Source organism: Methanogenium organophilum (genome assembly GCF_026684035.1).
In the GTDB taxonomy this organism is placed as follows: domain Archaea; phylum Halobacteriota; class Methanomicrobia; order Methanomicrobiales; family Methanomicrobiaceae; genus Methanogenium; species Methanogenium organophilum.
Window position 1 is genome coordinate 102,428 of sequence record NZ_CP113361.1, and the last position, 26,154, is coordinate 128,581.

21 protein-coding genes are annotated in these 26,154 nt (G+C 43.7%); 5 read left to right on the top strand and 16 right to left on the bottom strand.

All coding sequences use genetic code 11. The features are described 5' to 3' along the window. Window positions 1-72: 72 nt before the first annotated feature. The 12 genes from OU421_RS00510 to OU421_RS00565 all read right to left on the bottom strand — a co-directional run bounded on the left by OU421_RS00510 (window position 73) and on the right by OU421_RS00565 (window position 12,141). Window positions 73-1,062 carry an ABC transporter permease subunit gene (locus OU421_RS00510; protein ID WP_268186617.1) on the bottom strand — a complete coding sequence of 330 codons (990 nt, stop codon included), beginning with the start codon at window positions 1,060-1,062 and terminating at the stop codon, window positions 73-75. A 16-nt stretch (window positions 1,063-1,078) separates the two neighbouring features. Further along, complete coding sequence (locus OU421_RS00515) at window positions 1,079-2,086, bottom strand: ABC transporter permease (protein WP_268186618.1); 1,008 nt, start codon at window positions 2,084-2,086, stop codon at window positions 1,079-1,081. 9 nt (window positions 2,087-2,095) lie between these two features. Continuing rightward, a complete protein-coding gene (locus tag OU421_RS00520; protein ID WP_268186619.1) occupies window positions 2,096-3,019 on the bottom strand; it encodes an ABC transporter ATP-binding protein in 924 nt (307 codons plus the stop codon). A gap of 292 nt (window positions 3,020-3,311) precedes the next feature. Further along, window positions 3,312-4,508 (bottom strand): hypothetical protein, encoded by a 1,197-nt coding sequence (locus OU421_RS00525; RefSeq protein WP_268186620.1) that lies wholly within the window; start codon window positions 4,506-4,508, stop codon window positions 3,312-3,314. A gap of 446 nt (window positions 4,509-4,954) precedes the next feature. Continuing rightward, window positions 4,955-5,950 (bottom strand): ABC transporter permease subunit, encoded by a 996-nt coding sequence (locus tag OU421_RS00530; RefSeq protein ID WP_268186621.1) that lies wholly within the window; start codon window positions 5,948-5,950, stop codon window positions 4,955-4,957. 7 nt (window positions 5,951-5,957) lie between these two features. Further along, entirely contained in the window at window positions 5,958-6,965 is a 1,008-nt protein-coding gene (locus OU421_RS00535) for an ABC transporter permease (RefSeq protein WP_268186622.1), read from the bottom strand. A gap of 1 nt (window position 6,966) precedes the next feature. Next, window positions 6,967-7,893: an ABC transporter ATP-binding protein gene (locus tag OU421_RS00540; protein WP_268186623.1), complete on the bottom strand. Its 927-nt coding sequence runs from the start codon at window positions 7,891-7,893 to the stop codon at window positions 6,967-6,969. Window positions 7,894-7,923: 30 nt separating this feature from the next. Continuing rightward, window positions 7,924-9,099 carry a hypothetical protein gene (locus OU421_RS00545; protein ID WP_268186624.1) on the bottom strand — a complete coding sequence of 392 codons (1,176 nt, stop codon included), beginning with the start codon at window positions 9,097-9,099 and terminating at the stop codon, window positions 7,924-7,926. Then, a complete protein-coding gene (locus tag OU421_RS00550; protein WP_268186625.1) occupies window positions 9,096-9,242 on the bottom strand; it encodes a hypothetical protein in 147 nt (48 codons plus the stop codon). The genes OU421_RS00545 and OU421_RS00550 overlap by 4 nt, the downstream gene beginning before the upstream one ends. Before the next feature lie 30 nt (window positions 9,243-9,272). Next, a complete protein-coding gene (locus OU421_RS00555) occupies window positions 9,273-10,460 on the bottom strand; it encodes a hypothetical protein (protein WP_268186626.1) in 1,188 nt (395 codons plus the stop codon). Window positions 10,461-10,518: 58 nt separating this feature from the next. Next, window positions 10,519-10,935, bottom strand: a complete 417-nt coding sequence (locus OU421_RS00560; RefSeq protein WP_268186627.1) for a hypothetical protein — start codon at window positions 10,933-10,935, stop codon at window positions 10,519-10,521. A gap of 915 nt (window positions 10,936-11,850) precedes the next feature. Then, window positions 11,851-12,141, bottom strand: a complete 291-nt coding sequence (locus OU421_RS00565; RefSeq protein ID WP_268186628.1) for a hypothetical protein — start codon at window positions 12,139-12,141, stop codon at window positions 11,851-11,853. A gap of 1,498 nt (window positions 12,142-13,639) precedes the next feature. On the opposite strand from OU421_RS00565, the gene OU421_RS00570 reads away from it, so the two are divergent. The 4 genes from OU421_RS00570 (at window position 13,640) to OU421_RS00585 (ending at window position 18,307) form a co-directional block, all read left to right on the top strand. Further along, complete coding sequence (locus tag OU421_RS00570) at window positions 13,640-14,410, top strand: winged helix-turn-helix transcriptional regulator (protein WP_268186629.1); 771 nt, start codon at window positions 13,640-13,642, stop codon at window positions 14,408-14,410. A gap of 261 nt (window positions 14,411-14,671) precedes the next feature. Next, complete coding sequence (locus tag OU421_RS00575) at window positions 14,672-15,460, top strand: winged helix-turn-helix transcriptional regulator (RefSeq protein WP_268186631.1); 789 nt, start codon at window positions 14,672-14,674, stop codon at window positions 15,458-15,460. Between the two features lie 194 nt (window positions 15,461-15,654). Beyond that, the gene (locus OU421_RS00580; RefSeq protein ID WP_268186632.1) at window positions 15,655-17,145 is read left to right on the top strand and encodes an NEW3 domain-containing protein; all 1,491 of its coding nucleotides are present in this window, start codon (window positions 15,655-15,657) and stop codon (window positions 17,143-17,145) included. Between the two features lie 229 nt (window positions 17,146-17,374). After that, window positions 17,375-18,307 (top strand): hypothetical protein, encoded by a 933-nt coding sequence (locus OU421_RS00585; protein WP_268186633.1) that lies wholly within the window; start codon window positions 17,375-17,377, stop codon window positions 18,305-18,307. Between the two features lie 682 nt (window positions 18,308-18,989). Here the strand turns inward: OU421_RS00585 and OU421_RS00590 are convergent. From OU421_RS00590 to carA, 4 genes are all read right to left on the bottom strand, one after another. Further along, window positions 18,990-20,321 (bottom strand): PEGA domain-containing protein, encoded by a 1,332-nt coding sequence (locus tag OU421_RS00590; RefSeq protein ID WP_268186634.1) that lies wholly within the window; start codon window positions 20,319-20,321, stop codon window positions 18,990-18,992. Window positions 20,322-20,408: 87 nt separating this feature from the next. Beyond that, on the bottom strand, window positions 20,409-21,305 hold the full coding sequence (locus OU421_RS00595) for an HhH-GPD family protein (RefSeq protein ID WP_268186635.1): 897 nt from the start codon (window positions 21,303-21,305) through the stop codon (window positions 20,409-20,411). Beyond that, the gene (carB, locus tag OU421_RS00600; RefSeq protein ID WP_268186636.1) at window positions 21,298-24,462 is read right to left on the bottom strand and encodes a carbamoyl-phosphate synthase large subunit; all 3,165 of its coding nucleotides are present in this window, start codon (window positions 24,460-24,462) and stop codon (window positions 21,298-21,300) included. The genes OU421_RS00595 and carB overlap by 8 nt, the downstream gene beginning before the upstream one ends. Continuing rightward, window positions 24,462-25,517 carry a glutamine-hydrolyzing carbamoyl-phosphate synthase small subunit gene (carA, locus tag OU421_RS00605; RefSeq protein WP_268186637.1) on the bottom strand — a complete coding sequence of 352 codons (1,056 nt, stop codon included), beginning with the start codon at window positions 25,515-25,517 and terminating at the stop codon, window positions 24,462-24,464. Before carA ends, carB begins: the two co-directional genes overlap by 1 nt. A 112-nt stretch (window positions 25,518-25,629) precedes the next feature. Between carA and OU421_RS00610 the strand changes: the two genes are divergently transcribed. Then, entirely contained in the window at window positions 25,630-26,043 is a 414-nt protein-coding gene (locus tag OU421_RS00610) for a hypothetical protein (protein ID WP_326493510.1), read from the top strand. The last annotated feature ends 111 nt before the right edge of the window (window positions 26,044-26,154 follow it).

A 26,154-nucleotide genomic window follows, 5' to 3' on the forward strand; every position in this document is an offset into this window, starting at 1 on the left:
AAATCAACATTCAAAAAAATAGGATTCAACAATGCCAGAATTATATTCCTTATTATCGAATCCATTTGTTTTTCACCGCAAATCCATCCGCATAAACCTGACATAGGCAATGCCGAAAAAGATCACCGGGTATGCAATCAGGAAGAGAATATACCCCCATAACCTGCCCAGCATATCGAATAGTTCCGGCTCAGGATAGTCAGTGCTCATATCATCTGACTGGCTTTTAAGGTAATATTCAGGTTTGGTGAGGGCTATGGCAACTTTTCGATAATTGTTGTCAATAGAAACATAAAACACCAGATTGGTAAGTTCCATCTGTCTTTGATAGTAGGCACTGGATTGTTCATAATATTCATCGATCTCTGACATATCCATATTCTCAGTATTCATTGATGGTTTTGGCCCCATTACAACATCAACAGCAAAATTGCCTGTTGAATAGATGACACTTGTCAAAAGCAGAAACAGCAGCAGTGAGTAGATAAACGACATCCCGCTTGTCTTCACAAAGGACGAAACCATAACAGACATCACAAAGATTCCTGAGAGATAAAGAATTGTTACAAGCCAGAATACACATATGAAACCCAGTTCATCCAGTCCCGGAACGATGCTGTATACCAACATAATGCCAAGTGTCAGTACGAAAACAACCGTTACGGCAAACACAATTGCAATTATTCCTCCCAGTGCCTTGCCGTTTATAACCTCGTCGCGGTAAAGCGGAACGGACAGCAACGCTTTGATTGAACCGGTTTCCCTCTCTTTTGTTATCAGGTCAAACCCCAGTGCAATCGCAATTATTGATCCGAATACAGAACCACCTGCAATTCCGGATTTTATCCCCTCAAAAATGTTCATCGCCTTAGGGAGTCCGAATATTGAATATGCAAGAGGGTCATTGTATCTTTCCAGGGCCTCAAAATAAGACCCGATATCTTTAAAGACATATACTCCTGTTATTGTCAACATCAGAAACAGAAGGGCTAAAAAACGCCGGCTTGTCAGATGGTCCTGAAATTCCTTATATCCAATGAGAATAATCCGTTTAACATTCATGTCACACCCCCCAAAATCATCTCAAATCCATCCGCATAAACCGCACATATGCAATTCCAAAGAAAAGAACCGGCCACATGATGAAGACGATAATTTTCATCCATTTATCGCCCAGAATTTCCCATAACGACGGTTTTTCAATTCCTTCTGCAATGTCAGGATTGATGGAAAATTCTGAGAAACCGATCCGGCTTATTACATACTTGGAAGGCATCGTTATCGGGCTGGTTATATCGTTATATACCCGTTGTATTGAAAACAGACTGAAAAAATCATATAATACTGTTCTTTTCTGATTGTATTCATACTGAATATTCTCAAATGATTCAACCTGAGATTGCGACCCGAAATCATACTCTTCATCCAACGGTTCCGGCCCGAGCAGGACGGATATGCCAAATTCCCCTCCCCCAACAGGTATGATGTACATCAGTGTGAAAAGAATAATGAGAGACATAATCAGGGCGCCGCTGCTTGTTTTTGCAAGAACGGAAGACATCAGGGCCAGAGAGAACGCTGAGATCATAAATAACAGGGTAATCAGCCAGATGACACCTATCAGGAAAAACTCGTCAACTGAAGGAACAATCCCGATAATTAAAAAGATTGCAAGTACGGTCAGAAATCCTGCGAGAGTTATTATGGAAAGACTGATTATTCCACCGATTGCCTTGCCGTTTATTAGTTCATCGCGATATACGGGTTGTGAGAGTATTGTCTTTAAGGATTTCCCTTCTTTTTCTCCTGACACGAGATCAAATCCGATTGCAATCCCTATCACCGCACCCAGTCCGTCATGACCAATCGAGTTGGTAATCTGATTAAATGCCAGAAGGATAGAGGGAAAAAATAAATATCCCACATTTTCGTTTTTATACTTTTCAAGTGCGTCGTTGTAGTTCGTCACACCGTTAGCGGCTGCAACCCCAAGGACCAGACAGATAATGAAAAGAATCAGGAGAAATCGTCTGCTGGTTATATGATCCGAAAACTCCTTTTTAGAGATTGATATCAGGCGGTTCATGTTCAATCTCTATTCCCTCCTGTAGACCTTCAGGAACAGATCTTCAAGACCTGGCCTCTCAAGGTACATCTCTGTTATGCCGGAGCAGTTTCCTTTGAGTATTTCTGCAAGTTCGTCTCTTATGTCTCTTTTAACCTGAACCTCAACACCGTTTTTGAGCCTGTTTACTTCCAGAATATCGGGGTTTGATATGGATTCAATAAAATCATAAACATCCGGGTTTATCGATCTGATGACTATTTTTTGTGAGGTGTTGCTCTGTAAAATCAGTTCGTTCTCTACTTCTTCAACAGACCCCCGTGCAACAAGTCTGCCCTGTGAGATTATTCCAAGTGTTGTGCAGACCGCCTTTACTTCTGAGAGAATATGAGAACAGATGAGGACGGTTTTTTCTTCTTTTGCCAGCTGGTTTACGATTTCCCTGTATCTGAGGACACCTTCGGGATCAAGATTTGCGGTGGGTTCGTCAAGAATGACCACTTCAGGGTCGTTTAGAAGAGCAAGAGCAAGGCCGAGTCTCTGGTTCATTCCCCTTGAATATTCGCCGACTTTCTGCGGGACATCCTGGAGCCTGACACTTTTAAGGAGTGTTTCAATTCTCTCTTCCCTGTCACTGCTGCTCATGGGATAGAATTTTCCGAGGTAGTCGAGGTTTTCACGCCCGGTGAGATTTTTGTAAAATCCGACATCTTCAGGCAGATAACCAAGAATTTCTTTTCCTTTAAGAGGGTTTAATGCAACGTTTACCCCATTGATGGTGCAGCTCCCCGATGTAGGCTCAATCATCCCGGTGAGCATGAGAATGGTTGTACTTTTACCTGCCCCGTTTGGGCCTAAAAAGCCGAATACTTCCCCGTCCCCGACTTCTAAATTGAGATTGTCAACAGCTTTTTTTCCGTTGTATTTTTTGGTGAGGTTTTCTGTGATTATCATTTGTTCCCCGCGTATTGATTCTGCAAATGTTCTCTGCAAAAATCCCGTATTTTTTTATTGCTCCTCCATTAATATGGCGTTTATGGGACAAACACCGAACTGATTTGGATTTTGGAGTCAATCAGATCGGTTCTTCCGGCGAATAATAAGCGCAAAAAATAATTACTCCAGGATGTTTAGGCTCAGTACAATTGGAATAAAATGGCATACACACCATGGGAAAAAGTATGAATATGTTCACATATTTATTCAGAATTGCCCAAAAAAGGTTTATTGGGGTTATATGGTTCCTTCAAATTATTGCGATGTCCCGGTATCTAAGGGAAATAATTTCCCCCGTATGGGCATCAATAATTGCGGTAGTTGTTAATCGGGAATCTTCATTGCGCATCTTTTCGTCATTGAACGATATGTACCAGATGAGTCTGATCGGCTCTGGCTGCTGAGAGTAAACCAATTCCTCCTTATCATACCAAAGAACATTATTCTCGAAGTCGTTCCAGACATGATACTGTATCTGTAGATCTTCACCAGGGTAGCTTTCGCTCAGTTTTTCTTCCAGAATCTGTTTCGCTTTTCTTTTTGAAATCGTTGGTTCAGGTGAGAGGGTGGTGAGTTTTGTCATCAGTTCAGGGTCTTTTAACTTGTCCCAATATCTAATTACCCTGTCAAGAATCAAATCATATTGCATATACAGTTGGTCATACATGTATTGAACACCATTACAGGTGTTAAATGGAATTATGAAAGCAAGGCCATTTTCCGAATTTGCATCGGTGTCTATGTTACAAAAAGAAAAATCATTAATCTTCCCATCAACGAAATCATTTCCTTTTACCTTCCGTAAAAATTCCAGACATTTATCTTCGCTATCTTCAAATGAAACGGTTCGTATCTCCTCCTTTAAAGGCCAGCTCATCGATTCACCGCCATAAAATACAATATTTCCGGATTCCGGATCGACTCTAATCATTACGATATTAGGGCGTACATTCGCTTCAATTCCTCTTGACCGTAATTTCTGTAACTCCATATATTTTTCAGATGTATCATCCACATTTTCAAATATGATCCTAGGGGGACCATACGCTGTTGGAACTACTTTTGTCCCATACCCGGAATCATGATCCACCCAGTATCCGTCAAGTGTTGACCGATCTACATCGGGATATATTCGTACGATTTCATCCTTTGCTTCTTCAATCAGTCTCTGTTTGGTCTGTTCATCGTATTCAGGATAGATATCCGACCATGAGAGCACCGGGTCGGTATTATCTGATTGGGCTGATTGCGGCGTTGCCGGGGCGGGAGTTTCAGCTGCTGTGGTTGCTGTTGCAGCAGGAGCGTTTTCAATATTCCCAGCATTAAGCATGGTGCAACCAGAAATCAGGATGACACATATGATACATGACAAAACAGTTCCCGTTAGAATTCTTTTTTTCCCTGACATAGTGTTCCTCACATTTTTGAATGAAAAAATTACATCCATTTTCAACCGGTCGATAACCGGATTTCTTCATGTGTTCTTCACCGTTGTTTGTTCAGTCGTTTTGAAGGGGTTTTATCAGGATTGGTATATACAGGTTGCACATGATTTTTGTGTGATTTCATGACGAAATGGTGTGTATTAAACCCCTTCATTACGGAGCCGAACAGGCGGGAAAGGATAATAAAAACTGCAGGTGAATGGTGAACTAACCCTTCCCTTTGCAAATGAATTGTCCTTTCCGGAAAAGTGAGAGGTGAATGTTCTCCACTGTTTCTCCGATAAAGAATTGGAAAACGTCATATTTATGCTTTCTAGGACAAACGCCGAACTGATTTCAAACCGTTCGGTGTTTGTCCCATAAACTATATCTTTCTAAAAAGGGCGAATTGGAGAGTGATTTCTGTATGCGCCGGTGTCGCGACATTGTTAAAGACGCTTTTTACAGTTCACCGCAAATCCATCCGCATAAACCTGACATAGGCAATGCCGAAAAAGACTGCCGGGTACGCAATCAGGAAGAGAATATATCCCCACATAGGTGCAAGTGCCTCCCTTACCGGAGGCAATGTTCTGTCAAAATTTCCCGGATCTTCATCTGGTGAGATGCTCTGAGACCGTAACAGGACATCGGAGATCTTGTGATAATTTCTTCTATATGACAGGTATGAAGCAATCTGAATGATATTCTCCTTCTTCTCATTATATGCTAAAGACATTTCATATAAGACAGGATCATTATCATCAAGACCTTTATACTCTTTTACAGGGTCAGAAATGACGTAGTTTGCTGCAAAACTCCCTATTGTAAAAACCATTGTTGTTAAAACAAGAAGAGTAAGTAATGAAATGATAAGTGACATTCCACTTGATTTTGCAATGGTTGAAATCATTACAGACATAATAAAAATTCCGGATAAATACAGATTGGTAATCGCCCAGAATGCAAAAAAATAGCTTAACTCACTTGTGTCCGGAACAATTGAATTTAAGAGCAGAATGGCAAATTCAAGTGCAAAAAGAATTGTTGTTGCAAGTATGATCACAATTATGCCGCCAAGCACTTTTCCGTTTATAACTTCATCCCTGTAAACAGGAACAGAGAGCATAGTTTTTAACGTTCCGGCCTCTCTCTCTTTTGTCACGAGATCAAAACCAAATGCGATTGCAATTATTGGCCCATATATTCCTATCTCAATAGATCCCCTGATTCCTTCAAAGATACTCAGTGAGTACGGTATATTAGAGAGAGCATAAACGAGATCAGCGGGGGCAAACGGGGCATTAGCATAATAATCAACAAGAGAAAAATAATTCCCGATCTCAGAAAACACCTGAATTGTGCATAGTGCAATGAGTAGGAATAGGAGTCCAAGAAAACGAAGGCTTGTGACGTGATCATGTGTCTCTTTTATAGCAATTAGTTTAATTCTTGTAAGATTCATTTCTTTGTCACCTCAGATCAGCCTTCATAAATCTCACATATGCAATTCCAAAGAAGATAACAGGCCACAAAATAAACACAACAACTTTTCCCAACTGATCATCAATAAGAGACCAGAATCCTGGCTTTTCACGTTCTTCAGGACTATCTGGATCTGTTGATTTACCAAAATCCTTTCTTGCCTGATATGTAGAAGGTGCAATTATCGGGAGCGTAATATCATCATATATCTGTTTTATTGAAATTGAATGGAAAAAATCGTTTATGGCCCTTTTTTTATTCTGGTACTCATTGTTTTTTTCCTGAAATTCGTACATCTCTGAACCGGAATTAAACGATTGTGATGATGGTACCGGCGGCTGGCCCAGCAGTATATGGTTTGTCAGAGCTGCAAGACCAAAAGGGAGAACAAACAATATCAGGAAAATTATAGCAAGGGAAAGAATCAGAGAAGCACTACTGGTTTTTGTAATTACCGATGTCATTAACGCAAGTGAGAATGATGTAATCATGAACAGAAGGGTGATAATCCAGATTATCCCAATTCCAAGCAATTCATCCAGATTAGGCACAATTCCAAGAATAAGCATGACTGCAATGACAAAGATAAAACCCGTAACTGAAATTACCGTAAGGGTTGCTACTCCACCGATTGCTTTTCCGTTTATCAGTTCATCACGGTAAACGGGCTGGGAGAGTATTGTCTTTAATGTTCTTCGTTCTCTTTCACCTGAAATCAGATCAAAACCAAGTGCCAGACCAATGATTATGCCAAGACCTTCTGTACCAATTCCGGTTACAATTCCTGAAAAGACCTCAACAGGTGACGGGAGGAAAATTATATGCGAATATCCGGCCCCGTAGGCTTCAAGTAATTCATTGTATTTAACGACCCCGTTTGCCGCTTTTACGCTTAGAAACAGACAAAATAGTGCCAGGATAAATATGAGCCTTTTACTTCCGATATGATCAGAAAACTCTTTTTTTGAGATAGTAGACAGTCTTGAGAGATTCAATTTATCCCTCCCTCCTGTAGACGTTTAAAAATAAGTCTTCAAGGCCGGGTCTGTCGAGATACATCTCTGTTATGCCTGAACAGGTTCCTTTGAGTTCTTCTGCAAGTCCGGGTCTTATATCTTTTTCAACCGAGATTTCAACACCATCTTTGGTTCTTGCGATTTCTAAAATATCAGGGTTTTTAATGGATTCAATTTTGGTGTAAAGCTCAGGGTTGATAGATTTGATAACAATTTTCTGATGAGTGTTGCTCTGTCTGATGAGTTCATCTTCAACCTCTTTGACGGATCCTTTTGCTACAAGTTTCCCCTGTGAGATTATACCAAGTGTCGTACATACGGCTTTCACTTCGGATAGAATATGAGAGCAGATGAGGATGGTTTTCCCGGCTTCTCTTAGTTCATTAACGATTTCCCTGTATCTTAAGACACCTTCAGGATCAAGGTTTGCAGTCGGTTCGTCAAGGATTACTACCTTTGGATCATTTAGGAGTGCCAGTGCGAGACCAAGTCTTTGGTTCATTCCTCTTGAGTATTCTCCGACTTTTTGTGTGACGCCATTTAGTCTGACACTCTTTAACAGAGTTTCAATTCTATCTTCCCTCTCCCGATCATTGATGGGATAGAATTTTCCCAGATAATCAAGATTTTCATATCCGGTTAAATTGGCATAAAATCCTACATCTTCAGGGAGGTAGCCGAGAATCTCTTTTCCTTTGAGTGGATCAAGTGCTACATTTACACCATCAATTGTACAGGTACCGGATGTCGGTTCTATCATTCCGGCGATCATAAGGATTGTTGTACTCTTTCCTGCGCCGTTTGGGCCAAGAAATCCAAATACTTCCCCTTTTCCTATCTGAAGGTTGAGATTGTTTACCGCTGGCTTTCCGTTATACTCCTTTGTGAGGTTTTGTGTTTTTATCATGTATCCTGCCCTTTTCTTTGATTTTGAGTGTCAGTCATAATTTTTTCCAAAAATCTTGATCTTGCTATTATGCAGGGAAAGGATCTCTCCGCTGTTGGCATCGATGGCGGCCCATACATTACGATCTCCCCAACTACGGGATTCTTCTGTTTTGAATGAGATTCCCCATGCCAGAGGAACAGGGCTTAAAAGATAGCCGTCTTCTATGTCCATATACGGACTCGAATCAAGCCAAAACAGACAGTTTGTAAATTCCTTTTCCGGATTGTACTCAATTTTCTGTGGATCGTCAGGATACAGTTCATCCAGTTTTGCTTCAAGAATTGCTCTTGCTTCTTCCAGAGATATTTCAGGAACAGGAGATAATGTTACAGATTTTTTAAAGAATTCTTCATCGTTAAATTCATCGCCATATGCGAGTATCTCGCCAGTTGCCCTGTTGAAATAGATCTGTGTCTTACCCATATATGATTTAACGCCATTACGGGTTTCGCGTATATGTGCAACTGTTGTCAGGGGCATATTGCCACTGTCTACCAAGTAGATGAAGTAGTTGTTTTTATTCTTCTCATACTCTTCATCACCGATCATTCTCTTTAAGATGGGAATTATGTCCCTCTCTATATCGACATCCTCGTGGCGGATTATTTCACCACTACTTTTATCACGGATTGGTGAATCAGGGGTATAATACCACCAGACAATTCGTCTTTTTTCAGCATTATAAGCAACTAATTTACAAACATTATCCGGCTCGTCCGTATCCACAATCACACCTTCAAAGACGATTATAGGTACAAAGAATGTGCCGGCCCGTTTTGCCTCCCAGTGATAATTATTCAGTGAAGAAGTGCTTAATTTGGGGAATACTCGCAAAATTTCAGTTTTTGCGTCGTTGAGAAGGTTTTTTTCTTTTTCAGAGTCGTATTCAGGTATTGCTTTATTTTTTTCTTTGGCAGATACCACTCCTGGCAGTTTTACAGGTTCAGGAAGTTTTACATCTGCGGATTTAGCAGCACTCTCTGCTGCCGGATTCCCGGCAGTTCCTTCTTGCTGAATTGCCTCGATATTCGCATCTTTTGGTGCATCGGCAGCTTTGGTTGTGACTGTGCCTGCTCCTGAATTCTCGGTGCATCCTGAGAAGAGTACAGCCGACAAGGTGATTCCCACCAGAATTACTGATATGACCAATTTTCTCATCGTCATTTTTCATGAACTCCGTTTATCTTGTAAAGAGGGGAAAATCTGCCAGATGAGCCAAAGATTTCCCCTTTTCCAACATGGAGTTTGAACTCATTTCCGCCCGATTCGCCACCATGTTTTTTCGTGAAATTTGCAGATTCTGCCATGTATTTTGCCCTTTTCTTTGATTTTGAGTGTCAATCATAATTTTTTCCAAAAATCTTGATTTTGCTATTATACAGGGAAAGGATCTCGCCGCTGTTGGCATCGATGGCGGCCCATATATCACGATCTCCATAACTGCGGGATTCTTCTGTTTTGAATAAGATTCCCCATGCCAAGGGTATGGGACTCATAATATAATTCGGCGAAGTATTGTAGTCTCCCTTAAGATTCAGGAATTGTGTCCTGTCCATCCAGAACAGACAGTTTGTGCATTCCCCTTCCGAACTGTATTCAATATTCTGCGGATCGTCAGGATACAGTTCATCCAGTTTTGCTTCAAGAATTGCTTTCGCTTCTTCAAAAGAGATTTCAGGAACGGGGGACAATGTTACAGATTTTTTAAAGAATTCTTCATCGTTAAACCTGTCTCCATATACCACTACCTCCCCAGTTGCCCTGCTAAAATAGATCTGTGTATTACCCATATATGATTTAACGCCATTACGGGTTTCGCGTATATGTGCAACTGTTGTCAGGGGCATATTGCCATTATCTGCCAAGTAGATGAAGTAGTTGTTTTTATTCTTCTCGTACTCTTCAGCGCCGATCATTTTCTTAAAGATGGGAATTATGTCCCTCTCTATATCGACATCCTCGTGGCGGATTATTTCACCACTGCTGGTATCACGGATTGGTGCATCCGTGGAATAATCCCAATGGACAATCCGCCCTTTTTTCGGGTCATAATAAACTCTCTTACAAACATTATCCGGCTCGTCCGTATCCACAATCACACCTTCAAAGACGATTACAGGTACGAAGAATGTGCCGGCCAGATTTGCTCCCCAATGATAATTATTCAGTGAAGAAGTGCTTAATTTTGGGAATACTCGCAAAATTTCAGTTTTTGCGTCGTTGAGAAGGTTTTCTTCTGTTTCAGAGTCATATTCGGGCATTACAGCTGTATCTTCCGTAATAGAACCTGGAAGTTTTACAGGTTCGGGAAGTATTACATATGCGGATTTAGCAGCATTCTCTGCTGCCGGATTCACTTCAGTTTCATTCTGTTGATTTGCCGGGACATTTGCATCTTTTGGTGCATCGGCAGTCAAGGTTGTGACTGTGCCTGCTCCTGAATTTTCGGTGCATCCCAACGTCATTGCGACAGAGATGGTAATGACTACCAGGGCAATTAGTATAACCGGTTTTTTATTATTCATTTTCCCCTCCGTTTTTATAACAAAAAATGGTGATTTTGGTTGATTTGAACTCCCTTGCCTACGGAGACGCATATACTGTGCTACCCGCAGAACCCACATTACAGTAATTCCGTGTCATTGGATTATAAGGGGATTCATAAAGGTTAACATCCTGGTTGGTGCTGTAGTACCCTAAGAGCGGAGTTGTCAACGATGTGGTGACGCTACCTGTCGAATATGTTACAGTACCCGGGGCAGCATCTGTTCCAAGAACCTCGAGATTGATATTGATCTGCTCAGGACCGGTGTAACTCTCACCGGAGCCTTTGTATAAATAGCCATATTGATAGCTTGAAGCCTGTCCGTAAGCTCCTACCCGATAGTCGTCGTCTGTGTAATAATGCCAACCCGCACTAACCGGCCCGACAAGTATTGCACTTGCAACAAGCATCATGACAAGCAGAATGCCTGTTTTCTTTAAATTGAAAGTTTTCATTTTCTTCACCTTTGTGTTCGGTTTTTTGTTTGGTTTTTGAAGGGGCTGATAAGATCCGGATTGGTGTATACGCATGGTGCATGGAATCTTCCTGAAGATTCCTTCATGCGCAGGTATGCTACAGGGAAACCCCTTCAAACGGGGCTTTGAATCCCGGAAAGGATACAATCCTGCACCTTTGATGAAAACAGGTACATTTTTCTTCCCGTACAGTGGGTAAGAGCAACTCCTCCACTGTCCTTAGATAAACATAAAAAAATGTCATATTTATGCTTTCTAGGACAAATGCCGAACTGATTTCAAACCGTTCGGTTTTTGTCCCATAAACTATATCTGTCCAAAAAGGCGGAGATGGTTATCAAATCTTGCTGAAAATATGAAAATCAACATTTCGCGGGTAATTTTTAAAAACAGTTGCATATATCCATTCAAACAGTGAAAACAAGAGAGTGATTTCTGTATGCGCCGCTGTCGGGAGATAGTTGACGACGCTTTTTACAAATCATTTTAGAATGAATATAGAAATCCTGAGGTAATTAACAAATTTTTTGCTGAGATTATTTGCCGGAACTGACAGAAAGATGGGATGATTTTCAGCCTTTCCAAACATGTATCGGAAAAAATCACAATTTCCCAAAAACAAAGATAGACCTCATAAAAATCCAACCATATATCCCCGGCCCATACGTTTGTAGAATGAAGTCCCACAAATCGATTCATTTTAGAATAGCAATTCTTTCCGGCACAAAATACCATTCAAAAAGAGGATGAGAGGTAAAAATTCTAAGAAAAGAATCGTATTTTTGGAAAAGGCATCCGGAATGAATCATCATGAACCGGACAACAAAAATAATATTCAGATTTTGGTATAAACCGGTTTTTCCCGGTTATGGTTTCAGTATGAGAAACACAGTACTACCCTTTGATTTTACGCAATTTCAGACCAAAATAAATGAATGACAGCGTCACAACCGAGGCATACACTGCTCCAATTAAAAGCCTTGGATCGGGTTCAATCCAGATTTTTACTGAAGAAATAACCAGCCACAGTGGTAAAAAAGCAATCGCTATTACCGGTACCGATGCCGCTCTTAGAATTTCATCCGTTTTTTCATATTCCATAAATGTTTTACCTGGTAAATAACCCGCTTTGGTAGCATTTAAGCTAAGATCATGAGTATAACCTGATCCCGGAATAAGCATCATGATAAGCAAAATACCTGTTTTCTTTACACGGATTTTTCATATCTTCTTTCCCTTTTTAGTTGTTTTACCTTTTTTCCAAAAGGGTCGTTTCAATCTGGATTTCTGTCTTCAAAGACTACACAGAATCTTCCATAATATACTTTCATGCAGGGATTTTGCAATGAAGCCCCTTTCAATATGGGGCCTAAACAGGCCGAAAAGAAAATAACAGCAGGTGAAAAGTGAACTGGTTCCCCCCTGCAAATGAATTTCCCTTTCGAACAGTGAGAAATGGAATGCCCTCAACTGTCCCTAACTATACTTGAAAATAGTCCTATTTATGTTTTCCAGGACAAACACTGAACTGATTTCTGTGTTTGTCCCATAGACCATATGTACGTAAAAATTCGGCTCTGGAGAAATGCTGCGAAGCAAAAGAATGCGTACATGTGCAACCCGCCCGGATAAATGACGGAAACAGGTGGTCCTGTTTCCCCCGTTTTATACCCTCTTTGAACCCTTGTTTTGGGGGATTTGGGGGATAAAATGGACGTATTTTGTGATCTATTTTACTGCCAAAATAATACGGCTGTAATCCCTTCCTTTCCTAAAAATACGGGATATTGCGAACAAATGAACGGTTGCTATTAACAGACATTCTGGGAGGATGTATGGGTTGTCTCCGGTTGAGATCGGCCTGCTCCGGGCTTCTGTGTGGATCGGTTTTTTCCAAGGCGCAGGCTATTTTGAGGGTTATTTATGTCTTACTTAACCAGAACCAAGGATCTTGCCCAAAAAACGGAAATCGTACATCACAGCGTATAGGATGAACAAACAGCATGTCCTATTCCCATCGTCCGGATAATGATACCTGATACCAATGTTGAGAAAATAAGATGAGTACAATCAATGAGGCAGTAAATATGAAGCAAAATTACCATTCTGCCGGGTAAAGAAGTTATCTTCAGGTATAGCTTGTCTTCTTCTCTTTTATGGTCTGGTTTATCTCTGAGGATTTCCACAGGGCCAAAAACAATTATTTCCCGTCCTGATTATTTGGGAAACACCATCAATAAAATTCATAAAATGGGTTGCGCTTCTGTTAACATACATAATTGTGATATGATAAATCGATACGGAAATCGGCAAGTATTCATGAAAGCAGGTGATTCTACCAAAGATTGCGACTATAATTTGGAATAAGCTAATAAGGAAATATATACACTATTCACAGAAATTTATGTGTTTATTAGACCAAATCCGGATCAGTTCGGCGTTTGTCCCAAAAATATTATATCAAATTAAATTATAAAATGAACAAATGATAATATCCGGGATCAGATTATGCGCAATCCCAGCAATCTTGCTGATTTCAGTTATTCTGGTTCAAACTGTTTCGGCAAAAAAGGATGCCGCCAATTCCATCAGCCCATTAGTCTACGGAGAACAGGTTGCCTCATCCAGGACATACCAATTTACTGTTTAAGAATATTAGAGGGACCTGATCTTGAAATTACCCGTGATTATCATCATCTTTTTGCTTTTTTTTGTCACAATAGCAGATGCGACTGAATATACCATAACACCTTCAAGAAATGTGGGCAAACCCCCGGGGACTTCATTTGATGGTGAAATAGTCCGTGAACTGCAACCGATTCCTGTATGGTTTGCAGTACTTCTGACAATATTTCCACAGCTGGCTGTTATAAATCTTGAATCATTTATCGTTTTCAAATCATCAGTATACATTTGTTATGTAAAAATAAAACAAGCAAGATCCCGTTCCAGAGAAAAAAAAGAGGCAATATACGACCTGATAAAAATGAATCCCGGGATGCACTTCAGGGAACTTCAGCGAAAAACCGGTCTGAAAAAAGGGACATTTGAATACCACATAAAAAATATGGAGCATGAAGGACAGGTAAAAGCAGTACAAAATAATAGAAAGGTCCATTATTTCATAAATAATTCAACGTATTCTCCGGAGGAAATGAAGATCATTTCTGTCATGAATAATGAATCCCTGAAAAATATTCTTTTAGAAGCCTCTACGAAACCCCTCATCACCAATAAAGAGATTGCTGAGAATTTAGAACTATCAAAGTCATCAGTAAGTGAAAAACTGAATTATTTAAACGATATTGGGATTCTGAATGCAAAAAAAGAAGGCTGGTACACGTTTTATGAAATATCAAAGGAATACGATGATGCAATTCCGAATTATATCGCCAACGATATGTATACTGAGCAAAACAGAATTGTACAGAAAGAAAGAATATCCTCATTGTAACAGATACTGGCCAAAACAGGGGCAATGAAGAACCTGTTAGGATAAACTGTTTCCATTTTGCAATGTTATTTTATTCCAAATTTTATTTGAATCTCAACATACATTCGCCATCAGTTCGGTGTTTGTCCCATAAAATATATGTTGTATCAAAATATAATTCAAATGAATGATATTGTCCGGAAATCTATCTTTGATGTTTCCGGAGAGCAGGTTGTTTAATTCAGGTGATACCAGTTTCCTGTTGAAAATCCCCAGAGAGTCATGAATTTGAAATTGCCGGTAATCATCATCATCTTTTTGCTTTTTTTTGTCACAATAGCGGATGCGACTGAATATACCATAACACCTTCAAGAAATGTGGGCAAACCTCCCGGTTCAGCAATTGATGGTAAAATAGGCCATGAAGCACAACCAATCCCTGTATGGTTTGCAGTACTTCTGACAATATTTCCACAACTGGCTGTTATAAATCTTGAATCATTTATCGTTTTCAAATCATCAATATACATTTGTTATGTAAAAATAAAACAAGCAAGATCCCGTTCCAGAGAAAAAAAAGAGGCAATATACGACCTGATAAAAATGAATCCCGGGATGCACTTCAGGGAACTTCAGCGAAAAACCGGTCTGAAAAAAGGGACATTTGAATACCACATAAAAAATATGGAGCATGAAGGACAGGTAAAAGCAGTGCAAAATAATGGAAAGGTCCATTATTTCATAAATAATTCAACGTATTCTCCGGAGGAAATGAAGATCATTTCTGTCATGAATAATGAATCCCTGAAAAATATTCTTTTAGAAGCCTCTACGAAACCCCTCATCACCAATAAAGAGATTGCTGAGAATTTAGAACTATCAAAGTCATCAGTAAGTGAAAAACTGAATTATTTAAACGATATTGGGATTCTGAATGCAAAAAAAGAAGGCTGGTACACGTTTTATGAAATATCAAAGGAATACGATGATGCAATTCCGAATTATATCGCCAACGATATGTATACTGAGCAAAACAGAATTGTACAGAAAGAAAGAATATCCTCATTGTAACAGATACTGACCAAAACAGGGGCAATGAAGAACCTGTTGGGATAAACTGTTTTCATTTTCGAACGTTTTTCGATTTTTAAATATTTATTATTATTTGAACTATTGCATGTACTTGTAATCAGTTCGGTGTTTGTCCCAGAAACATCATCAATCAAAAAACCAATACAATATTTGTGGCATTATAATCCGCGGGAGTGGATTATAAAAATAAATATGAATGGATGGATTATATGAATAAAATCAACAAAATTATGAAAATTCTCCTTGTAACCACAGTTATAATGATGTTTTTTGGGGGGATTGTAAATCCCGTCATGGGGGAGACACAGGATGCATCAAACATAAAGGTCTCATGTAAATACCCTGGAAAAGTTATAGAGGCTGGTGAAACCGTCATTTTTGATCTTGTCATTAAAAATTCGGCAACCACCAATTATCCAAAAATGCTGCGTGTTGATACATTCAAAGGTGAGGAAGACTGGAAATTCAGGTTTTTAACAGAGGGTGGGGAAATTGACCGCATTGCCTATTCAGGAGGAGAAACAGACACCATTCAGCTTGAAGTAAAAACCACAGGAGATACTCCTAAAGATACCTACCCATTTCGATTCAGCGTTGACAGTGGAAAACTCTGGCTATATATAACAATAAAAGAGTCACACGCTGGCGAAAATGGTATCTTAAAACTCGAAGTTGTTAACGAGCAGGGTGAAAAGATAGATGGTGCTACGGTATCCGTATTCCGGGGAAAAAGCACATCTGCAGATATGGTTGTTTACTCTATGGCAGACGGAAAAATCCGAACGGATCTTGATCAGGGAGAATACCGGATTTTAATTGAGAAAAACGGCTATTTAAGTAGGGAGATTGAGGATCTAAATATTCAGAGCGGATACACAGAAGACATTGATACGGTAATGCTTGAAAGAAAAAATTTTGGCCTTGATGTCGATGTAAAAACTCCGGTAACAACCTCATTGATTGGACAAAAACCCGTTTATGAGATAGATCTCATGAATGTAGGGAAAAGTGATGATCTTTTCTGTCTCTCCTCAAACAATATGCCTGAAGGATGGTATGGACGATACAAAGAGACGATTGATTCTAAAAGTGAATTGTCAGAAATTTTCATAAAAACGGGTGAAGAAAAAACCGTATTTTTTGAAATAATTCCACCGTATTCAGTAATGAAAGGAGATTATAGTTTTAATTCAGTTATCAACTCAACGGACGGTATGGAGTACATTACAGAACTTAAGGCAATAATAAAGGGGAGTTCTGATCTGCAGGTATTCTCTGAAAAATATCTCTATGAGATTACAAAAGGCAAAACTGCAGAGGTACCGGTTACAATTTTAAATGACGGAAATGGTGTGGCCCTCACAAATATAATAGTCGAAGTCTCTGCGCCTGAGGGGTGGAAAATTACCACATCTCCAGAAACAATACCAAGTATTGAACCGGGAGAGAGAAAAACGGTATTCCTTACGGTTGTACCCCCTTCAGATATCGCAGCTTCCGAGTACAAGATTACCACAAATGTGATCTCCGATCAGGAAGAAGTAACAGATAGTCTCAGGATTGTCGTAAATGAAAGCTCAATGATTGGTGTATTTGGAATTATTCTTATGATTACTGCCGCAGGGAGTGTGATTTATATGTACAGAAAATATGAACGGCGATGACTTGTTTTTACAGAAATATTCCATTCATTTTTTGAAATTCTGTCTGAATTATGACTTTAACAAAATTGTCTGCGCAGCCCTGCCCTAAAAACTGTATACCCGACAATAAACCTGGCAGGATCATATGGCATAACCACACATACACATACATATATATACACACACAAGATAAAATGTGGATCATATGACGGGGGAAAACAGCATTTTAAAACTCATCTTATTTTCAATATTGCTAATTACAGCCGCATTCATCTGTGGCTGCACTGCACCCGGTGGTTCTGATGAACAAGAGGAATGGATCATTCTTCCGGAATGGGATTATCCTGAAGGATCAACATCTGTTTTACGAAGTTCTGATTTTGCCGAAGGGGATTACAACGGACTGGCGGTTTATGCTGTTTCCCAATCTTCCGGGATGGTGCAGGGAGACAATGGTACAATAACGGTAATATTTGCAAACATTGGAAATTCACCGGTAAGTATTGAAAATTACCCTCCGAAATTTCTCATAAAAAATCCGGCGGATCTTTCTCAACCATCTATGACCGTTCAAAGATACCCACGTGGGGATGATGACATCACAATTCTTCCGGGTGAAAATATCAGTTACGATATCAAATGGGATTCGTCATTAAATGGCAACGGTGTGGGAGTCCCACCTGGTTTGTATATTCTTGAAATTACGGATGTAATGACATGGGACGGCAAAACAGAAATGGTCTATAGGGGTGAGTCCGGCAAAAAGATAGCAGAAATCGGGATACGACCTGAGGGTGAGATTCTTAGGAAAACAATTCCTGTCAATATGTCTGAAAAACGTGAAGGAGTAACAATAACGATTGACAGGATTGAAGCAACAGAAAACAGCACTGAACTCTTTTTCTCGGTTTACGTGCCCGAACCTGTTTATAATACAGAAATGGATGATGGAACCATCTGGTCATATACCCTCTCATCGGAAGACAGGCCCGGAGGCTATTACCGTATAGACAACGGAGAACAGAAATATCTCTGGGATATGAATCTTATCGGCAGCAGTAACTATACCTATACATACCGGTCCCGGATTGAACCCCTTTCATCCGGAATAGGAGAAATTTCTGTTGAAATCAATAATTTTGGACCTCTTGCAGGACAATGGGAGTTTGATGTTTCACTGTGATACCAAACCCTTTTTTTAATTTCCCCCACTACGGATCAAATCTACAGATCCGGGTAATTCCCGTATTTGACATATTTTATCTTTCTTGATACCTGGTGCTCTGTAATCTCAGCTTCCAATTGTCCTCATCTGATGGCGATTTATTGCAGAACGCACTACTCATCTGAAATATTCCATATATTTTCATTCAGTTTTCTGCCATGTGGATCAATGAGGACATACATTATCGAAAATTTCGATAAACCTCCAAATAAGGCACTACCTGATGTAAACCATATATATGGTGATGAGATTTTTATGGAGCGTATTGAGATCCAATATATGTACCTCAGCAGATCATCCATTAATAGACACAGATTTCAATGTTTTTTTAAACAGGTGTGAAATATAGGAATCAGGGCACGGGGGAGACTTGCATGGAAGGGAGCACACCATCTCCTGATCTTTGTTAAACACAAAAGACGATACCATTCCGAAGAGAGAGGGTGACTGACCTGAAAATCTCTGAAAAATAGATTCACTTGGGGGAAAACCCCATAAGAACGATGGACCTTCTGTATCCCGTGAGAACTCTCTTCTTATTCACCGGTTCTGATACACAGAGGAATTTGACCAATAACAATAGCAGGTTCCAAGAAGGGGGGGGAGAAAAACTCCCGGTTCGGGAACACCGGAACGATGTTCATTCATCCGTACGCCGCAGCAGAAAAACAGCAGCGATGAAAAGCCCTCCCAAAACCGGCAGGAATCCCACAGGAACAGGTGTGGATACAGGTGTCGCGGCAGTCATCTGTGCGACGACATTGACCGTGTCCTCCGGAAGGAGGTTAATGGTCGTTGTCCAGTCGTTATAGCCGTCAAGGCGCATGAGAACCTCATACTGTCCCGGCGGCAGCGGCAGGGTCACCGGTGTTATGCCCTTCACTTCATTATCAAGATAGACGGTCGCACCCGATGGTGCTGATGAAAACGAGAGAATACCCTCTCCATCAGGAGCGATCACCGGGGTGTCTGACGGGCAGGGTGTGGCGGTTTCAACCGGCACTTCTTCCACCGGGAGGGAATAGAGGTACAGTCTGCCGTCAGAAGAGGCCACCGCACAGAAACCGCCTGATGGCGAAAGGGAAACGTCATTTACCCCGGCAGCAGCAGACATCTGCGTGATTGGCATTCCATCCACATCATAGATCATTGTTTCACGGTCCCCGCGGCCCAGTGCAAAATATTCTCCGTTCAGCGCAGCCGAAACACCGTTGACCTGAGTTACCGTGCGCAGCTGGGTTGCAATCTTACCCGCATCATCGAAGATATAGACATACGCATCGTTGCCTCCTGCAATCAGGTAAGCCCCGTCAGGGGAGAGGTCCAGGCCAAATACCTGCCCGTTGATCTGGTAACTCCAGACCTTCTGTCCCTCACTGTCCAGAACCCGTATCAGAAATCCCTTGGTCCCTGCCCCGATGAGACTCCCGTCCGCAGTAACGGAAACAGACAGCACCGCTGAGCTCATACTCTGCCCCCAGACCTCTGAACCCAGGTTTGTGTACCGGTACACTTTTCCGTCTGCACAGGCGACAGCGATCACCGACCCGTCTGCAGAGATATCCACATCATGTATGATGCCCTTAAACCGTTTGGACCAGAGCAGATCACCTTCCTTGTCATATACCAGAAGGTCTCCGATATCGGTTCCGGCGACCACATATCCTCCCCCACGGGATACGGCCACGCCCCACACCGGAGAATACGTCTCAGCAGTCCAGAGGAGTTCTCCTTCGATGGTCAGGAGGAACACTTTCCCGTTATAGGTCCCGCCCGCCACATATGCGACATCAGGGGATATGTCACAGCCGTACATGTTTGTCGCCTGATAATAGTTCCACATCTCCGTTGCTTTCGGCGTTGCCGCCACCGCACTCCCAACCGTCATTGCACATCCAATGATGACGATAAAAAGAATCATCAATACCGGTGAATACCGGAGAGAAGGTTTCCACGCACAAGATTGTTTCATTCATACACCACCTGATACATCACTCGTATCATATACCTGAGGCTTCGTGATACGACTATTTAAGATGTATGTGGCACCCGGTGAGCTCTATGCAATCCTCAGGCGCCCCGATTCATCCGTCAGAAGAGATTCATCCATCATTTTTCGAATGATCTTTTCCGTCCGGTCGATATCATCACCACAGGCGGCAGCCACAATATCCCGCCGGGTTGGCCCCTCCTCTAAGAGATAGCGCAGGACACGCCCCCGGATTTCCCGATCAGAACCGGCAAAGGAGGGCTGCACGGTATATCCATGGCTTCTCCGGTTCGGATTTACCACAATATTCTTCAGCATCGCACCGTAGTCCATCAGGGCATAGTACCATTCCCGGGGATTTTCCCGGTACAGCGTCTGCCGGACCAGAGGACGGATACGGTCGTCATGCACCTTCTCCTCATGGGGAAAGAAGAAATGAATGAAGACCCGCCGGATATTGGTCTCAATGAAGACAACCGGTGTGTTGTATGCAAACGCAACGATGGATGCAGCTGTTGCAGGGCCGATGCCGGGGAGAGTGACAAGCTCTTCGGGAGTTTCAGGAAGTCTGCCGCCGAATGTTTCCATGACGATACGGGCGGCATCCCTAAGCATCTTTGCCCGCCTGTTATACCCCATCCCCTGCCAGACACGCAGCACCTCTTCAAGCGGTGCTTCGGCGAGAGTGGCGAAATCAGGGAAGGCGGCCAAAAATTCCGGGTATTTTGTATGCACCCGTGCCACCTGCGTCTGCTGGAGCATCACCTCTGCGACGAAGATGGCATAGGGATCTCTCGTCTCCCGCCATGCCATCTCCCGCCGGTTCGCATGGTAATACTGCCGGATAATGTCACGAAACTCTGTGACAGCCTCGGAAGAGAGAAGATTTCCGTCAGATTCTGCAGTAAACGGTGTTTTATTGTGAGCAAAAAAAGGGGATGTCAGTTTGGTTTCGGGATCAGCCATGATAATGGGATAACGGCTCAATCGTGATAACATCCGTCTTCAGGCTGCGGATGGCCTGTGCTGCGGCGTTCGCTGCCTGAATGGTGGTGATATAGGGAATATTGTAGTCCAGCGCCGCCCGCATGATACGGACATGGTCCTGCCGGGAGTATTTTCCGGAGGGTGCATTGATGATAAGCCGCAGGTCGCCCCGGCGCATCACATCGATGACATTGGGGGAACCCTCCTGCACTTTCCGGACAAGGCTCGCGGAGATGCCATTTGATTCGAGGAATTCCACGGTACCTTTTGTCCCGAAGATCTTCAGGCCCAGTTCATGCAGATTCTGGGCAGCGGGAAGGACGCCTTCCTTGTTCTCAGTCCCGACCGATATGAATACATTCCCATCAAGCGGCAGTTCATTGTCTGCAGAGAGACAGGCCTTGTAATAAGCACGGCCAAAGTCGTAATCAATACCCATCACTTCACCGGTGGACTTCATCTCCGGACCGAGGACAGTATCAACACCGGGGAGTTTGTTGAAGGGCAGGAGAACTTCCTTTACGGCGACATGTGACATCTCTGGTTCTGAAACCCCCAGATCTGCAAGTTTCTGCCCGAACATTACCTTTGCGGCAATCTTTGCAAGCGGCAGACCGGTGGCCTTTGATACAAAGGGCACCGTCCGGCTGGCACGCGGATTGGCCTCAAGGATATACACAATCTCATCTTTGACGGCAAACTGGATGTTGATGAGCCCGACCACGCCGATGCCGACGGCAAGGCTTTTGGTATACTTCCGCACCGTCTCAATCACGTCAGCCGTAAGAGACTGGGGCGGAATGACACAGGCCGAGTCACCGGAGTGTACACCGGCTTCCTCGATGTGCTCCATGATACCGCCTATCAGGACATCCGTTCCGTCACATACTGCATCAACATCGATCTCGATTGCATTCTGCAGGAATGAATCGAGGAGCACCGGGTGCTGACGGCTGACCCGCACCGCCTCGCGGATATAGGTCTGGAGTTCAATCTCGTCATGCACGAGCTCCATCGCACGCCCGCCAAGGACATACGAAGGCCGCACGAGAAGCGGGAACCCAATCTTCTCTGCGATGGCAAATGCCTCCTCTTCCGAGTAGGCAGAACCATTGGCAGGGGACGGGATCTCAAGCTCTTCTAAGAGCTGGCTGAAGCGGTCCCGGTCCTCTGCCATGTCCATTGCGTCAGGAGCAGTGCCGAAGATTTTGGTATTCAGGTTTCCGGACGCGACCGCACGCTCCAGCGGGAGGGCGAGATTGACCGAATTCTGTCCACCGAACTGCACCATCACACCGGCGTAGGTATCGGACTTCAGGATATTGGTCACGTCCTCAAGGGTCATCGGCTCAAAGAAGAGCCTGTCTGACGTATCGTAGTCCGTTGAGACAGTCTCCGGGTTGTTGTTGACAATATGCACCTCAACCCCCTCTTCCCGGAGAGCCATCACGGCATGAACCGTACAGTAATCAAACTCAATGCCCTGACCGATACGGATGGGGCCGGACCCGAGGATGAGGACCTTCTCCTTTTCGTCATGGACAATCTCGTTCTCATCCTCCCAGGTGGAGTAGAAGTACGGGGTGGTCGCCGGAAACTCAGCGGCACAGGTGTCGACCATCTTGTAGGTGGGCATGCCGCCCACGTCTCCCACCATCTGTTCCGAGATGCCGGAGAGGGTGGCAATCTCCTCAGAGGAGAAACCGGCCCGGCGCGCTTCCTTAATGGTCTCAGGTGTAGGGTTTCCTGCCGCAAGGGTTTCTTCCATCTGCACGATATTACGTATCTTTTCGAGGAAGAACGGTGCGATTAAAGTGAGCTCTGCTACTTCCTCAACAGAGAAACCGGCCCGGAACGCATCAAAGATACACCCGAAGCGTTCATCGGTCGGGTTTGCGAGGAGCATACGAATCTCCGACTCAGAGGTGTGGGAATAAATATCCGTGTCAAGAGAGCGCATCGCCTTCTTGAACGCCTCCTCGAGCGTGCGCCCGATGGACATCACTTCACCGGTGGACTTCATCGCTGTCGTCAGTGTACGGTCCGCATTCGGGAATTTATCAAACGGCCACCGCGGCACCTTCACGACCACATAGTCTATTGCCGGTTCAAACGATGCCGGGGTACATCCGGTGACGGTGTTCGTGATCTCATCAAGGTTCAGGCCAATGGCAATCTTCGACGCCACACGGGCAATCGGGTATCCGGTTGCCTTGGATGCGAGCGCTGAAGAACGTGACACACGCGGGTTCACCTCGATGACACGGTAGTCTCCGTCCTGGTATGCGAGCTGTACATTACAGCCGCCCTGGACGTCCAGTGCCCGGATGATCTTGATGGACGCCGTCCGCAGTTTCTGGAACTCATCGTCCCTGAGAGTGAGAATGGGTGCGACGACCACACTTTCACCGGTATGGATACCCATCGCATCGACGTTCTCCATCCCACAGATGATAATGCAGGTGTCAGCAGAGTCACGCATCACCTCAAACTCTATTTCTTTCCAGCCGATGACACTCTCTTCGATGAGCACCTGGTGGATACGGGAGCGCTGCAGACCCAGTTCAACGATCCGCCTGAGGTCATCTGCGGTGTATGCGACACCACCGCCCGCACCACCAAGAGTGTAGGCAGGCCGGATGATTGCCGGAAGACCAACCATCTCCAGCGCCTCGTCGAGCTGCCCCATATCGTTGAGGATCATGCTCCGGGGCACCGGTTCCCCGATTTCTTCCATCAGGTCACGGAACTGTTCACGGTCCTCACCACGATAGATGGCTTCGAGGGGCGTGCCGAGGATTTCAACTCCCTCAAGAGCGCCCATCTCAGCCAGCTCAGCGGTCATATTGAGGCCGGTCTGACCGCCCATGCCGGAGAGAATACCGTCCGGCTTCTCTTTTTTAATGATTTCTGCGATGATTTCAGCCCGGATTGGCTCCACATAGATGACATCCGCCATCCCCGGATCGGTCTGAATGGTTGCCGGATTGGAATTCACCAAAACGACCTCAATCCCTTCTTCACGGAGGGCACGGCATGCCTGTGACCCGGAGAAGTCAAACTCTGCGGCCTGTCCGATCTGAATCGGGCCGGAGCCTATCAGAAGCACTTTTTTAATTTCAGGTTTCAGCGGCATCAGGGTATCCTCCGGTACATCATATCAAAGATCAACGCTTCCGTGTCGTAGGGACCGGCATGGGCCTCCGGGTGGAACTGGACCGTGAACACATTAAGATCCTCAGAATAGAATCCCTCCACGGTCCCGTCATTGACATTGGTGAAGAGCATCTCACAGCCTTCCGGAAGGGAATCGCCGTCCACCGCAAATCCGTGATTCTGGGTGGTGATGAAAATTCTCCCATCATAGTAGCGCACCGGCTGATTTGCCCCCCGGTGTCCGAACTTCATCTTATAGGTCTTCGCCCCCAGAGCAAGAGCGGTCACCTGATTACCCATGCATATGCCAAAGACCGGGATTTTCCCAATAAAGTACTGAATTGTTTTGATTGGCTCTGTGGCCCGCATCGGGTCACCGGGGCCGTTTGTAATGAAGAGAGCCTCGGGTTTTATTGCCTCAATCACATCAGGGCGGGTATTGTGGGGGAATATATAGAGGTCAGCACCGCGCCGGTGCAGACTTGTGAGGATATTTGTCTTCACCCCAAGGTCCAGAACGGCGATACGCTTTCCTGTGCCTTCGATGCGGTATGCCTCTTTACAGGATACCTGCGGGATGAGGTCAACCTCTGTGATCGAACGCTGGTTTCTGGCACATTCGACGGCGTATTCACCATTATCGTCCCCGACGATTAGTGCCGCACCCAGTGTACCGTTCAACCGTGTCTGAATAGTCAGTTTCCGGGTATCAATACCGGAAATACCCAATAAACCATTATCTGCAAAATAATCACCCAGGGATGGCTGCGCTGCAGGCGTTTTACATAACTCGCGCACCACACACCCGAGGGCATGAACATTACTGCTCTGGAAATTATCGGGGTGCACCCCGTAATTCCCTATGAGCGGATAGGTGAACATCAGAATCTGACCCTTATAACTCGGATCAGACAGTGCCTCCATATAACCGCCCATCTGAGTGGAAAATACTAATTCGCCGGAGGAGGTGCCTTCAACGCCAAAGCCCTCACCGATATAATATTCACCATTTTCAAGACCCAGAACCGCCTTCATTGAATAACCATATGTATTGTGGAGGAATCCCTATTAAAAACTCGTAAGAATCCATGTGATTTCTGCCCCCGGGCATCATGTGCATAACGGGGATGAACCGAATGTCTGAGTCATGATAAATGAACCGTCACCGGGGCATTCCATTTCCGCAGAGAATAAAAAGGGCAATGAATATACGTTTACGGCAATGGCAGATATGACTGAAATTGAGATTATCGGGTTTTCAGACGGTGCATGTGGGCCGTTCCCCTGTGACGAAACACGCACCTGCGAACTGAGTGCATGCGCACCCTCGGAAAATCTGGTGAAGGCATTTGCAGCCCTGAAAGATGAGCTTGAGGCACGCTACCCGGATGTGACACTGAAACTGACACTTCTGGATGATGAAGTTCCGGCATATGTGGTAAAGATTGTCGAGGATCATCAGCCCCCCCTTCCGATTGTTCTGATCAACGGCACCCTCACCCCGGTCGGACGGATATCACTGCCCCTCATCACCGAACAGCTCGAACGCCTCACCCGTTAGAATTGGTGGGGACGTTTCATCTTTTTTTTGCCAAAAATATCCGAACGACTGAGGGGCAACGCACCGGAGGATAACTCGGTCTAAAAAGCAGCATATATACCTCAATCCCAT